Annotated in this window: 14 protein-coding genes; 3 read left to right on the top strand and 11 right to left on the bottom strand. The window is 32.4% G+C overall.

Annotated features, from left to right (window positions below; genetic code table 11):
• Nucleotides 1-109 precede the first annotated feature (109 nt).
• Nucleotides 110-1,009, top strand: coding sequence for a NifU family protein (locus tag GQ47_RS18225; protein WP_035651548.1), 900 nt, complete (start codon nucleotides 110-112; stop codon nucleotides 1,007-1,009).
• A gap of 93 nt (nucleotides 1,010-1,102) precedes the next feature.
• Here GQ47_RS18225 and GQ47_RS18220 read toward each other — a convergent pair whose 3' ends face one another.
• The 6 genes from GQ47_RS18220 to GQ47_RS18195 form a co-directional block, all read right to left on the bottom strand.
• A complete protein-coding gene (locus GQ47_RS18220) occupies nucleotides 1,103-1,519 on the bottom strand; it encodes a hypothetical protein (protein WP_035651547.1) in 417 nt (138 codons plus the stop codon).
• Between the two features lie 56 nt (nucleotides 1,520-1,575).
• On the bottom strand, nucleotides 1,576-2,595 hold the full coding sequence (locus GQ47_RS18215) for a DUF2931 family protein (RefSeq protein ID WP_238568011.1): 1,020 nt from the start codon (nucleotides 2,593-2,595) through the stop codon (nucleotides 1,576-1,578).
• A gap of 74 nt (nucleotides 2,596-2,669) precedes the next feature.
• On the bottom strand, nucleotides 2,670-2,948 hold the full coding sequence (locus tag GQ47_RS18210) for a hypothetical protein (protein ID WP_035651543.1): 279 nt from the start codon (nucleotides 2,946-2,948) through the stop codon (nucleotides 2,670-2,672).
• Nucleotides 2,949-3,023: 75 nt separating this feature from the next.
• Complete coding sequence (locus GQ47_RS18205) at nucleotides 3,024-3,500, bottom strand: hypothetical protein (RefSeq protein WP_035651541.1); 477 nt, start codon at nucleotides 3,498-3,500, stop codon at nucleotides 3,024-3,026.
• Between the two features lie 16 nt (nucleotides 3,501-3,516).
• Complete coding sequence (locus GQ47_RS18200) at nucleotides 3,517-4,410, bottom strand: RNA-dependent RNA polymerase family protein (RefSeq protein ID WP_035651536.1); 894 nt, start codon at nucleotides 4,408-4,410, stop codon at nucleotides 3,517-3,519.
• 3 nt (nucleotides 4,411-4,413) lie between these two features.
• Nucleotides 4,414-6,222, bottom strand: coding sequence for a type VI secretion system Vgr family protein (locus GQ47_RS18195; RefSeq protein WP_035651533.1), 1,809 nt, complete (start codon nucleotides 6,220-6,222; stop codon nucleotides 4,414-4,416).
• 220 nt (nucleotides 6,223-6,442) lie between these two features.
• On the opposite strand from GQ47_RS18195, the gene GQ47_RS18190 reads away from it, so the two are divergent.
• Both GQ47_RS18190 and GQ47_RS18185 read left to right on the top strand, forming a co-directional pair.
• Nucleotides 6,443-6,826: a hypothetical protein gene (locus GQ47_RS18190; protein ID WP_035651530.1), complete on the top strand. Its 384-nt coding sequence runs from the start codon at nucleotides 6,443-6,445 to the stop codon at nucleotides 6,824-6,826.
• Between the two features lie 99 nt (nucleotides 6,827-6,925).
• Entirely contained in the window at nucleotides 6,926-7,732 is an 807-nt protein-coding gene (locus tag GQ47_RS18185) for a mechanosensitive ion channel family protein (protein WP_035651528.1), read from the top strand.
• Between the two features lie 6 nt (nucleotides 7,733-7,738).
• On the opposite strand, the gene tsaB is transcribed toward GQ47_RS18185, so the two are convergent.
• The 5 genes from tsaB to GQ47_RS18165 form a co-directional block, all read right to left on the bottom strand.
• On the bottom strand, nucleotides 7,739-8,413 hold the full coding sequence (tsaB, locus tag GQ47_RS18180; RefSeq protein ID WP_035651525.1) for a tRNA (adenosine(37)-N6)-threonylcarbamoyltransferase complex dimerization subunit type 1 TsaB: 675 nt from the start codon (nucleotides 8,411-8,413) through the stop codon (nucleotides 7,739-7,741).
• A gap of 29 nt (nucleotides 8,414-8,442) precedes the next feature.
• Nucleotides 8,443-8,694 carry a hypothetical protein gene (locus GQ47_RS23470; RefSeq protein WP_152561054.1) on the bottom strand — a complete coding sequence of 84 codons (252 nt, stop codon included), beginning with the start codon at nucleotides 8,692-8,694 and terminating at the stop codon, nucleotides 8,443-8,445.
• 12 nt (nucleotides 8,695-8,706) lie between these two features.
• Nucleotides 8,707-9,999, bottom strand: coding sequence for an efflux RND transporter periplasmic adaptor subunit (locus tag GQ47_RS18175; protein ID WP_035651523.1), 1,293 nt, complete (start codon nucleotides 9,997-9,999; stop codon nucleotides 8,707-8,709).
• A gap of 7 nt (nucleotides 10,000-10,006) precedes the next feature.
• Nucleotides 10,007-11,389, bottom strand: coding sequence for a TolC family protein (locus GQ47_RS18170; protein WP_035652051.1), 1,383 nt, complete (start codon nucleotides 11,387-11,389; stop codon nucleotides 10,007-10,009).
• Nucleotides 11,390-11,468: 79 nt separating this feature from the next.
• Complete coding sequence (locus GQ47_RS18165) at nucleotides 11,469-12,590, bottom strand: efflux RND transporter periplasmic adaptor subunit (RefSeq protein WP_035651520.1); 1,122 nt, start codon at nucleotides 12,588-12,590, stop codon at nucleotides 11,469-11,471.
• Nucleotides 12,591-12,593: the final 3 nt, after the last annotated feature.

The following is a 12,593-nucleotide window of genomic DNA, read 5'->3' as shown; positions in this document are numbered from 1 at the left end:
TCTATTTTAATACGATTTATTTGTAAAGAGTCTTAATTATTTTATTAAAAAACCAAATATAGGTATTAGTAGAAAATAACTTTACTAAATTTGCAAAAAATATATGACCATGACAAAAATCACTATAAAAGAAACACAAAACCCTACCATTCTTAAGTTCGAGTTTGATGATTTTATTACTCAAAATCAAAATTTTGAGTTCAAAAACATTGATGAAGCGAAATCTTCACCTCTTGCACAGCAATTATTTTATCTTCCGTTTGTAAAAACAGTATATATTTCAGGAAATTTTATTGCAATTGAACGATTCAGTATTGTAGATTGGGACGATGTAAAAGACGCTGTAGCAGAACAAATTGAAGCCTTTGTTGATAAAGGTGGTGTAATCATTACAATTGACGAAAACACTCCTAAAAAACAACCTATTACGGTTTATGGAGAAACAACTCCAAATCCGTCCGCTTTAAAATTTGTTGTTAGCAGAATGTTGACCAGAAATGCAGTTGAATACAAAAACATTGATCAAACTGCTTCTTCTCCATTGGCACAGGAATTATTTAAATTTCCTTATGTAAAAGAAGTTTTTATTGATGAAAATTACATTTCGGTAACAAAATATGAAATCAATAACTGGGATGAAATTACATTAGAATTAAGAACTTTTATCAAACAATTTATTGAAAACGGAGGAACTGTTTTAGATGAAAGTTTGATTGAAACTAAAGCTAAAAATGAAGCATCAAAAGATGAAGCATTTGACAAATTAGATGTGACATCACAACAAATCATCAATATTTTGGAAGAATATGTGAAACCAGCAGTTGCGGCTGATGGTGGAAACATTGCTTTTGATTCTTATAACGAAGATAACAAGACGGTAAAAGTGATTTTACAAGGTGCTTGTAGCGGTTGTCCATCATCAACTTTTACTTTAAAAAGCGGTATCGAAAACATGTTGAAAAGCATGCTGAATGATGAAGCAATTACAGTTGAAGCTTTGAATGCTTAATTAAATTTTAGCGCTGCAAAGTTTCAAATATTTTATATTTTAAAATCCCTACAAATAATTTATCTGTAGGGATTTCTTTTTTAGCACAACATTTTAATAATAGTAGTGCCTAAGTAAAAACTCGGCCGTATTGTAGTCGTATATGTGAAGTTTTACAAAATCTACAGCTTCATATTGTTCTTCAGTATAAAATGTATTATTAGCAATTTCTTGAATATCTTTCATTGGCAAAGCTGTTATTGACATATCATTATTAAAATAAACTTGACTTCTATATTTACTAAATTGAATTACCTCATCATTGTTAAATGTAATTTTTAAGTCTTTATTATTTATCATGAGATTACCATAAGAGTCTTTGTATCTTATGGTATATTCTCCCTCTGCCTGTGGAATATTTGCAAGAAAAAAATAGGCTCCAGTAGTCATATTCTCAATAAAATAATAAAGCCCTTCTTTGTTAGCAGGGAGAATAATTCTAGTATCGTGTATTATTTTTTCTAAATACATAATTTAAATTTTATTTTTTGAACAATATTTTATCTGACTTTTTTCTCAGAAAACAATTAATACGGAGTTGATTTCGTAAATGATTCCTGCGAAACAATAGCTTCTTTCATATCAATTTCCTCAGAAGCAGTTTTTAATTTTATGGAAATTCCCTTAGTTTCTCTAGGTTTTGTATTTCGATCTATATCTATTATAAATTTGATAGATTCACCAGCTTTTATCTTCTCAAAAATGGCTTTCGAATTTTTCTCATCAAAGAAAATATCACTTTCCATACGCCTGTCGTTTACATCGTGCCATACAATATTGATTTTTCTTGGTACTGCCCGTTTTTTTATTGGCATTAAATTTCCATTCAAGCTCAGGAAAATGGACTCAAACTCGCCGTTTATATAATTTATTTTGATAGTCTCCACTTTATCTTCTGCTTTAACCTGTGGCGTCAGGCTGTATTCTTTAAAAAGCGTGTCCCAATATCCAAATGGAATTGTACCGTTTTTAATCTGGTCCAATATTTCTTGTGGCAGATCTTCATTCATATAGTCTACATAATCCTTAATACCAGCTTTGCCTTTCATTGATGGATGTGCCATTTCCCAATTAACATTATCATCTTCATGTGCCTGATACCTTCCTACTATTATCATTTTGGTAGGACTCCAGACATATAATACAACCATTCCTCCGGGAAATAAACCTGCATTAAGTGAAAAATCAAAATCTTTTATGATCCCTATTTTCTTTGTTTCTTTATCCCAATAGGGTCTTTCGCAACCATTTATCATTAAAGATTCTATTTTATCTGAATCTAATTTAAAAATACCTGAATAACTTTTGTTTTCTGTATAAGACAGCCAAGTAATATCTAACGTTTTAGGCGAAATTCCTTCTGCTTGGCCTGATGAAGAACCATCATTATCACCTAAATTATAACTATTAATTATATTATCAAACGGCATATATACATAACCGCTTTTAGGATTATCTCCCAAAATTAAATGACCTGAAAAAATTTCAGCCGGATAGTTTTTTGGAGTGCAGACTGAAGCATCCCAGAAATATTGTTTTTCTTTCATACTATTTTGACATGATGTTAAAGTGATATTCAATATTAGCAAAGCTGTGATTAAGTAATATTTTTTTTTCATGATTATCCCTTTATTATTTTCCGCTTCCAGATTATATTATTTTGGCTGTCCTGCGTAGGCTCCATCCCAATTCCATCCATACTGGCTGAACAATGCAAATATTGGTTCCGTAATTTAACAAGCATTTTATGTTCTCCTATCAAAGCATTGAAAGCCTCTATTTCCTGATTGTTTTTCCATTCTTTTTTCCGTTTTGCCTCAATTTCAGTTTTTGTATAGTATTTTAATTTAGGCTTGTTTTCAAAGGCATATTCATCAATTCGATTTTTTATTTTGTGCAACTCTTCGGCATCTACACAAGCCTCTTTTGCTTTTCTTATATTATATTAAGCCCAAAAAGACTTAGTTTAATTTGGTTACATACACTTACAATTGCAATTTTTAACAAGAATTGTATCTTTATCGAAGATTATTCCTATCTCATTTTCAATCACTTTTTTAATTTGTTCATTAGTCCATTTGTTTTTTTTTCTTACTCCATCAATATAAATATTTGGACGAAAATATGCTGTTAAAACTGAGATCGTAATAATGCCATTTTTTATTTGAAATGATTTAATTTGTGGTGATACTAAATGAAACAGGTTTCTGTCCTTTTCTTTTATAGAATAAAAAAGAATTTTTTTTGCTGTCTCTAAGTTTACTCTTTTTTGTAATACACTGTCTTTATCCTGAATATATAATTTAATTGCTGATTCAGGCACTAGCATTTTTGATAGTGGGAAATATTCTGCTTTTTTTAGGCAATAATTTTCTTTTTTTTCTTTTAGATTACACGATATGAAAAGAAAAATTAATAAATATAAGAGGTGTTTAATTTGAAATTGTTTCATTTTTGGAGATTTTAAATTAAACTATTTTATAATTATCTTTTAAATAGGGGCCATATTCAGATGGGTGAACGTAACTTGATATTACTGACCAAATATGTCCTTTGAATTCAGGACTAGTTTTTATCCAAGTTTTATGCTTTAATTGATACATATATGCTCGACGTTCAATTTCATATGGCCCTGGAAAAGTAATATAAAATTTTTTGTTGTATTTAATTAGGTCTTCCATATGTTGTCCTCTTTCATGAGCAAATAAGTTAATAACATCCCAACCTGTGATAATGTGAATCCCTAAATGAGGATATGTAATACTTATATCTTTTTCACCTTCTTTTAATTTTTCAGAGTGTGGAGTTACGCCTCCAAATCGAGTTAAAGCAAATGCTCCTCCAGGTATTTCGTCGGGTACTTCGGTAATAGTTTTGTATTTTAATTCATTCAAGTCATAGCCTGCATCTGTATAGTAATGATTAAAGATTTTCTGTGCGACTTTAATCCTTTCTTCTTTTGGAAGTTCAATTATTTGTTTTGAATATTTGCCTCCAACTTTTAAATTTATAATATTCCCAATACCATTAAAAGAAACAAATTTGGTGTAAAATCCTTCAGGGAAGTTATTAATTGAGTATGGATTTTGAAAAGCGTCTCTTCCTACAATATAAATATGTTTTCTGCTATTTGCTGTAGAACCGAGATAATTTCCTGACATGTCAAAAAAATCTCCTTCAACCAACATCTTTTCAAACAATGTTTTAGGCGGCGCATGCTCAGGCTCACCGTAAATAATCTCTCCATCAGCTATTTCACGTATGAAACCGCCGGCATTAGTAACAATATTACCATTAGAATAAATACTATGATTTCCTCCAGTAGTTTTTGTTATGGTTCCTTTTACAAATCTTCTTCTCATAGTTTAGTTGTGTGTAGTGTTTTCACCACTATTATTTTGTAAGCTATTTTTTGCATGTTTATTGATGTCTTTTTCACTATTATATTGAATTCCTTCTAAACCAGTTTCATTTCTTTCTTTTTCTGTATGTGATTTCAAATTTCCTTCGATATTTTCGTCGTAGTCACCAATTACATGTAGTGTTTGATCTCCGCCGATTTTTGTATTAACTGCACCTCCAATATGTGTACTTTTATTCAAAACTGCACTCTCAGAAATATTTGTTCCCGCTGTAAATGTGATACTTTCAGTTGCTTCAAAAATGATGTTTTTGGCTCTTATAGTTGCCGTTTCTGGAACAGTCAAAGTTGTACTTTTAGTTTGTTCATTCATATGCAATTCATTTCCACTTGGATCAGAAAGCCATATACCCACTTTTTCTATAAATTTGAACAACTGTCCAAAAAGAAGTTTCCATCCTTTGATGCTGTTTTTTGGGTCATAAAAATCTGACTTTTCCTGTCCATTATAATGTGCTCCCATAACATAAGGACACTGTGCATTTCCACCTTCAAAACCAACCAATACTTCCTCACCAATTTCAGGAATAAAATAAAATCCTTTTCCTTTTCCTGTATGTGGCTGAATCATTCTGATCCATTGGCTTGACCTACCTCCATTTCCCCAAAAGAATTCAACCCTTACACGCCCGAGGCCTTCAGGATCGTTGTTGTCTTTTATTTTTGCTGGCTGGGTTCCGGCTTTTGCAAAAACTTTTGTGTCTGTATAATGTGGTGCAGAAACATCATCCGGAATAGCTTTGAATTCACAGGTGTAATTTCCGTGCACCTGAGAATGATGTATGGCTTCTATACAGACAAGATGGTGTTCAGTTGTGCCGTTTACAATCTTAAATGTCTGTCCGAGTCCAATTGGAAAATAAGATATTCCGCTGTAGTAAATACTGTTAGCATCGCTTCCTGCGGTCTGCAGTGTGACCATTTCTTCTATTTCTTCCTTGTGTTGTGCATTGTTGGTATAAGCGCCGATGCTCAGATCAGGCTGGGCAACAGTACCTTGATTGAATCCTATATTCGATGCGAAACTGTCCTTGCTTCCTGCAGAAGTTCGCAGTGATGAATTCTTGATGCTGGAAGCTTTGTTGTAATCATAGCCTGCCAGCGAAATCTTGTGCACCCTCATATTGGCCTGAATCTTGAAACTGTGTAAGGAAGCTCCGTTGATGAGTTTTATTTTTGAAGTTTTGATCTGTCCGAATTGCATGCGCATTCCGTCAAAATAAAACCACTGGCCATAACGCTGAGCCAATCTTTTAAGAAAATTGAAACTGGTTTCATTATACTGGACCATATAATTGAATTCCTTCATATAGGTAGATTTGATTGCATCTCTCTGATAGAATTCTGTCGGACCTTCAGACAAAATATCCAAAACAATATCATCCATTCCTCTTTCCAGATAAGTTCTCGATTTTGGATTGTCGTCTAATACTATGCTGTGACTTTCTCCGCTTACGTGAAGTCCTACGGCGCTACCATTCTGGTCAACCGAAGTCAATCCGGTAATGATACCTTTGCTCATCAGTTTGATTCCTGTAAGGCTTTTGAAAGTAAAAATGACTTCATTGCCGATGAAGTCCCTTATTGCTTTTGCCTGGTCTTCGGGTTTTATAACTGCTTTGCCTGTATACTGCCAAACAAAAGAAAAATAATGATGCTCTACCATTTTCTGCGACAGTTTCAAGTCATAATAAATAATATTTTGGGTAAAACCTCCGATAGTAATGTGAACTTGGTCTGAAAAATGCGCCATAATATAAATATTAAATTTAAAAAGTAAGAATTTTCTGTTAATTTAAAAATTTTATTTTGCTTCTACAATACCCACTTTAAGTGATATTTAAAAAGTGCACAACTAAAAGAAATAACACTATCATTATAGACAATTCATATTCAATAAATTATCAACAAAAGAACATTTTTATTCTGCAAAAAAGTTTAATATTGTATTCTTAACCAATCAATATAAAACTATGGGATTATCATCTTTTTTCAAAAATTTATTTGGCTCAACCAAAGAATCTGTAACCGAATTGGCAAATAATGCCGAAACAACTTTTGAGCAAGCTAAAGAAGCTGCTGCTCCATACATTGAAAAAGCTGAAACTTTTGCAGAAGAAACCATTGCAAAGGCAAAAGAGGCATCAGAACCGATAATCGAATCTGCTTCAGAATATGCACATCAGGCTAAAGAAGTTGTAAGCGAATATGCTGAAAAAGCATCAGACGCTATTAGCGATGTTATTGAAACCGTAAAAGAGAAAACTGCTGATGTTGTTGACGATACGAGAACAATCGCTTCTGAAACTGTTGTTGACGCAAGCGAGCCAGCAATTGAGGAGGCTGACAAGGAATAAAACTGCATTCTTTTCTTATAAAAACAAATATTCTTTATATTTGCAAAAATATTTCGCCTTCTCTTTTGAGAAGGTTTTTTTTATTCTTAAAATACAATTATGAGCCCAGAACAGTTAGCAAGTTACACCACAAGATTAGTCAATTTATTAGTAGATTATTCCCCAAAATTATTCTCAGCATTCCTGATTTTATTTGTTGGTTTATACGCCATTCGATTAATAAACAGATTGATTCGAAAGATAATGGTAAAGCGAAATTTAGACCCTACCTTGACTAAATTTCTTGCCGATATTTTATTGTGGGCGCTCCGAATTTTATTATTTGTAACATTTATTTCAAAAATCGGAATTGACACTTCTTCTTTTGTTGCTATTTTAGGAGCAATGGGACTTGCAGTTGGTTTATCACTTCAAGGTTCACTTTCTAATTTTGCCGGTGGAATGCTGATTATTGTTTTCAAACCTTTTAAAGTGGGAGATACGATCGAAGCACAAGGCGTAATTGCAACAGTATTAGAAATTCAGATTTTTGTAACTAAAATGCTCACTGGAAATAATCAGACTGTTTTTGTTCCAAATGGTGCTTTATCAAATGGAACAATCATCAATTATTCTATGCAAGGAGAAAGAAGAGCAGATTTGACTTTTTCAATCGCTTACGATTCAGATATCAAAAAAGCAAAAGATATTCTTTTAGATGTTTTGAATAAAAACCCAAAAGTACTTAAAACACCAGCACCAGAGGTATTTGTAAAAAACTTATCAGCAAGTTCAGTTGATTTTGCAGTGCGTCCTTGGGCAAAAAACACCAATTATAGTGCTGTTTTTTCTGAAACATTAGAAAATTGTAAAACTGCTTTAGACCAGGCAGGAATTTCTGTTCAGCCGTATACAATTCAAAAATAAAATTGATTATTGTTTTTTTGATGGCAATGTCATCATAAAATCTTTTAAATAATAAGGTTCAAAATAGGCGACATCAACAGTGTCGCTTTTTTGATATTTATCATAACTGATTTTACTCATTTCGCGTGCCGAAGGATATTTGATTTCTTCTAAAAAGATAAAGTTTTCTTTCGTCAAAACTGTTTTACATTTATCAGCACAATCACCAACAAAATAAAGCGTCTCATTATATTCTGCAAAAGAATCTTCGGTAATAATTTCTGCCTGAATAGCTCTTTCTGCTTTTAAATCAGCCGTGAAAATTTCACTATACACTTCCATTCTTCTGGCATCAAGCATCGGAATAATTTTCCCTTCTGAAACAGAAGCTTTTGAAGCTAATGTTTCCAGCGTATCAACAGCTATCAACGGGATATTTAAAGCATAACACAATCCTTTTGCTGCAGAAACTCCAATTCGTAATCCTGTATAAGAACCCGGTCCCTGACTTACAGCAATCGCTGCTAAATCCTGAACCGAGATTTTTGATTCAGCAATTATCTCTTCAATAAAAACATGAAGTTTTTCGGCATGCGAATACCCTTCTTCAGCTATTTCTTTACATAAGATGGTTTCTCCATTTTTTGCAATTGATACTGAACAATTTTTGGTCGCTGTTTCGATGTTAAGAATGAAAGACAATGTATTTATTTTAAAATTTGAGTAATATTTTATTTGAAAACAGTTGCAAAAAGAAAAAATGCTATTAAAATCAATATAGGAAGCATACAAAAATTAAGAGCCAAAAAGCCCATATATATCATAAACTTTTTTCCAGATGAAAAATAGACAAATTCTTCATTATAATATTCTGTTTTATATGCCACATAATGAGTAAAGCAAAGAAACACAATTATTAAAACCAATCCAAGCTCTATTGACTCAAGAAAACCTGCTGGCGGACTACCACATAATGAAATCATAACTGGCCGAATTTATTTCTTAGGTGCATCAGCTTTTTTAAGCTTTACTTTATCGCCAGAATTTAAATCTTTAGAAACCGTTGTATAAGGTCCTGTAATAACAACATCACCCGGTTTTAATCCAGACATTACTTCAATATTAGTATCATCCTGAATTCCGGTTTTAATGATTCTGATTTTAGCTTTATCGCCTACTTTTACAAAAACACATTCGTATTTTTTATCGCTTTTTGGCGCTGCTTTTTTATCTTCATTTGGATCTTCAACTTTAAAATCTTTTACAGCTGTAGTATCCGATTTTACAACGACTGAACTAATTGGCACTGCCAAAACATTCGTTTTAGTTGTTGTAATGATGTCAACCGTAGCCGTCATTCCAGGTCTAAAAGGTGAATAAGCTGCTGGTTTCCCTTCTAATAACTCTTTATAAGAATCTTTTAAAATTCGAACTTTAACCTTAAAGTTAGTAACCTGATCTGAAGTCAAAGCCGTACTTGCCGAATTTGAAATACTAGTTACTATACCTTTGAATTTCTTTTTCAAATAAGCATCTACTTCAACATTTGCTTCGTCTCCAATTTTAATTTTTACAATATCATTTTCGTTGACATCAACTTCAACTTCCATATTATTCAAATTGGCAACGCGCAAAAGCTCTGTTCCAGCCATTTGCTGTGTTCCTAAAACACGCTCTCCTAATTCAACATTTAATACCGAAATGGTACCATCTGCAGGAGAATAAATAGTAGTACGCCCTAAATTGTCTCGAGCTTCAGTAACAGATGCCGTAGCACTTTGAACATTATAATATGAACTTTGTTTTGTTGCTTTTGCCACTTCATAAGCAGATACGGCTTTGTCCCAGTCTGATTTTGAAATTACACCTTTATCGTACAAGGTTTTGTTACGTTCATAATTTGCTTTAGCCTCTCTAAAGCTGGCGTCAGATTGTGTTAAACCTGCTTTAGTTCCTGCCAAATTTGCAACAGAGCGCTCTAAACCTGAGGTGTACAAATCAGGATTTATCTTTACCAATAAATCTCCTTTTTTAACAACCTGACCTTCTTTTACATTTAGTGCTATAATTTCACCCGAAACCATTGAAGCGATTTTAACTTCAATTTCTGGTTGAATTTTTCCAGTTGCAGATACGGTTTCAACAATTGTTGAAGATTCAACTTTTGAGATTTCTACTTCTTTTCCTTCATCCTTATTTCCTATAACTCCCTTTTTCGACAGAACTATTAAAGTACCAATTATAATAATTGCACCCCCAACTAAGAAATAAATTGTTTTTTTTGACATAAGTAAATTATTTTGCAGGAATTGGAACAATTGGAATTCCAAAATAGAATTCAAGAATTTTTATTTTAAATAAATAATCGTATTTCGTTCTGATAACATCAGACTGCGCATTTGTCAACAACGTTTGAGCCTGCGTAAAATCAAATGAATTCATCAATCCTACATCATACTTTTCTTTAGCATAATTGTAAGCCTGCTGTCTTGCCTCTAAAGTTATCGTTGCAGCCTCGTACGTATTTAACGCAGCTTTTGCATTTGTAAACGCAGTATACACGTTACGTTGCAAATCTAAACTTTTTTGTTCTAAATCTATTTTAGATTTCTCTAAACTTACTTTATTTCGCTCAACATTATTTCTAACTGAGAATCCGTTGAAAATTGGAACATTCAATTGCAAACCAAAATTATGTCCTTTATTGTCGCTAAACTGTTGAAATATTGGATCTGGCCCTGTAGTATAAGGCTGATTTTGATCGTCAAATTTTACTTGATCACTATAACTTGCTCTTGTGTTAAAGCCATAAAAACCAGTAAGAGTTGGCTGATAAGCTCCTTTAGCAATTGCTACATTTTTTTCGGCAATTTCAAGATTGGTTTGTGCCAGTTTTAACTCAGTTCTAGTTTCTTTTGCTTTATTATAAATATCAATAGGGTTTTGTGCCATGATATTATTTTCATCTTTTGCATTTGTATCATCTACAACGTCAAAATCGGCAAATTCTTTAAGCTGTAAAAGTTGAGCAAGACTTAATTTTGAAATTAATAAATTATTCTCAGAAACTGCAATATTTTGTTTATCTGTTGCGATAGTAGCTTTTAAATCATATAAATCACCACGCGGAATTGTTCCTGCATTAACCATTTCTTCAGAACGCTTTAGACGTTTTTCATCGATAGAAAGCTGTTCTGTTTTGATCTTTAAATCTTCTTTATAACCCAAAATCTGAAGAAAAGCATTCGCTACATTCAATGAAATGTCTTCCTGCATTTTCAATAATTGATACTGTGATGCAATAATAGCAAGTTTTGTTCGTCTGTATGTGTTTTGGTTTTGCAGACCTTTGTAAATATCAACTCCAGCATTTAAACCTACAGATGAATATTGAGTTGTTTGATTACGCAAAACTCCTGTAGTCACATCCTGGTTCAAACCAATATTCCATGAATGCGATGCATTTCCGTTTACTGACGGAAGATATCTTCCAAAAGCATCCTTTTTATTTATTTCAGCATTTTGAACGTCTAATTCCGAAACTTTAATTGTGATATTATTGTCCAATGCATATCGTACACATTCCTCTAATGTCCATTGTTTTGTCTGCGCTTGGCCTGATAAACCAAATCCGAAAAGCATGGCAAAAACTAAACTATTTATTTTATTTATTTTCATATATTTTGAATGAAGCATAGCAAACAAGCCACGCAAATTTAACATTTTAAAAACCCAAAAACTCCTTTAAATAATCAAATTATTTTTTCTCTTTGTCGCCTTCATTGATCAAACCTTGATTCCAGATTTTGATTTTATCAGAATCTTTAACACCGCTTTTGATCTGAACATAAATTCCATCACTAACACCTAAAACTAAATCTCTTCTTTGAAATTTTTGTGGCGCCGTTTCAACTTCTACATAAGGTTTTTGAGTTTTTTTGTCAAACTGCACAAGTGATTCTTTAATAGCCAAAACTTTGTCTGCTTTCTCTAATATAATTGATGCATTTGCACTTAATCCTGCTCTGATGAAAGTATCACCTTTATTTTCTAATTTGGCTTTAATTTCAAACTGAATAGCACCATTTTCTACAACACCTTTTGGCGCAATATCTGTCAAAACCGCATCAAATTTTTTATTTTCAATTGCACCAACTGTAATCTCAATAGGCATTTTTTCTTTTATTTTACCAACTTCAGATTCGTCAATTTTTCCAATAAAAATCATTCTTCCAACATCAGCAACACTGGCAATTGTAGTTCCTTCGTTAAAATTATTACTTTCAATAACTTGATTTCCAACTTTTACAGGCACCTGTAATACCATTCCGTTAACAGTTGAACGGATCAACGTATTTGCATAATTCCCTAAAGATGTTGTTGTTCCTGTTTTTACAATATCTAAGCTTTGCGTTGCAGCTAAATAATTTTGTTTAGCTTGCTTGTAAGCCAATTGCGCTGCATCAAAATCATTTGCAGAAATTACTTCTTTTTCAAAAAGTGTTTTTTGTCTCTTATAGATTTTTTCTTGATTATCTAATGCAATTTTAGCAGTTTGCACTTGATTTTGAGTACTGCTGACATTCGACACATTGGCAACAACTCTAATTTTCGCAATCATATCACCGGCTTTGATTTTTTCTCCGGCTTTAATGTAAACTTCTTCAATAATTCCTGAGATATTTGGTTTGATTAGGACCTCTTCATCAGGCTGAATATTACCAGTTGCGATTGTGTTTTTTACGATCGTTTTAATCTCTGCCTTTTCTGTTTGAAAAACTATTGGCGACTCTTGATTTTTAGCATACAAATAATAAAGTGCACCAAAGAAAACTATTGCAATAAAGATTAAAATGGTTACGGTTACTCCTTTTTTCATTTT

The sequence above is a fragment of the Flavobacterium sp. ASV13 genome (assembly GCF_000745775.1).
Taxonomy (GTDB): Bacteria; Bacteroidota; Bacteroidia; order Flavobacteriales; family Flavobacteriaceae; genus Flavobacterium.
Note: the sequence above shows the minus strand (reverse complement) of the source record. Positions and strands in the feature narration are given on the sequence as shown.

Excerpts from the sequence above, each read along its gene's own strand:
- GQ47_RS18225 (WP_035651548.1), top strand. The coding sequence starts at position 110 with ATGACAAAAATCACTATAAAAGAAACACAAAACCCTACCATTCTTAAG.
- GQ47_RS18220 (WP_035651547.1), bottom strand. The coding sequence starts at position 1,519 with ATGTATTTAGAAAAAATAATACACGATACTAGAATTATTCTCCCTGCT.
- GQ47_RS18215 (WP_238568011.1), bottom strand. The coding sequence starts at position 2,595 with ATGAAAGAAAAACAATATTTCTGGGATGCTTCAGTCTGCACTCCAAAA.
- GQ47_RS18205 (WP_035651541.1), bottom strand. The coding sequence starts at position 3,500 with ATGAAACAATTTCAAATTAAACACCTCTTATATTTATTAATTTTTCTT.
- GQ47_RS18200 (WP_035651536.1), bottom strand. The coding sequence starts at position 4,410 with ATGAGAAGAAGATTTGTAAAAGGAACCATAACAAAAACTACTGGAGGA.
- GQ47_RS18195 (WP_035651533.1), bottom strand. The coding sequence starts at position 6,222 with ATGGCGCATTTTTCAGACCAAGTTCACATTACTATCGGAGGTTTTACC.
- GQ47_RS18190 (WP_035651530.1), top strand. The coding sequence starts at position 6,443 with ATGGGATTATCATCTTTTTTCAAAAATTTATTTGGCTCAACCAAAGAA.
- GQ47_RS18185 (WP_035651528.1), top strand. The coding sequence starts at position 6,926 with ATGAGCCCAGAACAGTTAGCAAGTTACACCACAAGATTAGTCAATTTA.
- GQ47_RS23470 (WP_152561054.1), bottom strand. The coding sequence starts at position 8,694 with ATGATTTCATTATGTGGTAGTCCGCCAGCAGGTTTTCTTGAGTCAATA.
- GQ47_RS18175 (WP_035651523.1), bottom strand. The coding sequence starts at position 9,999 with ATGTCAAAAAAAACAATTTATTTCTTAGTTGGGGGTGCAATTATTATA.
- GQ47_RS18170 (WP_035652051.1), bottom strand. The coding sequence starts at position 11,389 with ATGAAAATAAATAAAATAAATAGTTTAGTTTTTGCCATGCTTTTCGGA.
- GQ47_RS18165 (WP_035651520.1), bottom strand. The coding sequence starts at position 12,590 with ATGAAAAAAGGAGTAACCGTAACCATTTTAATCTTTATTGCAATAGTT.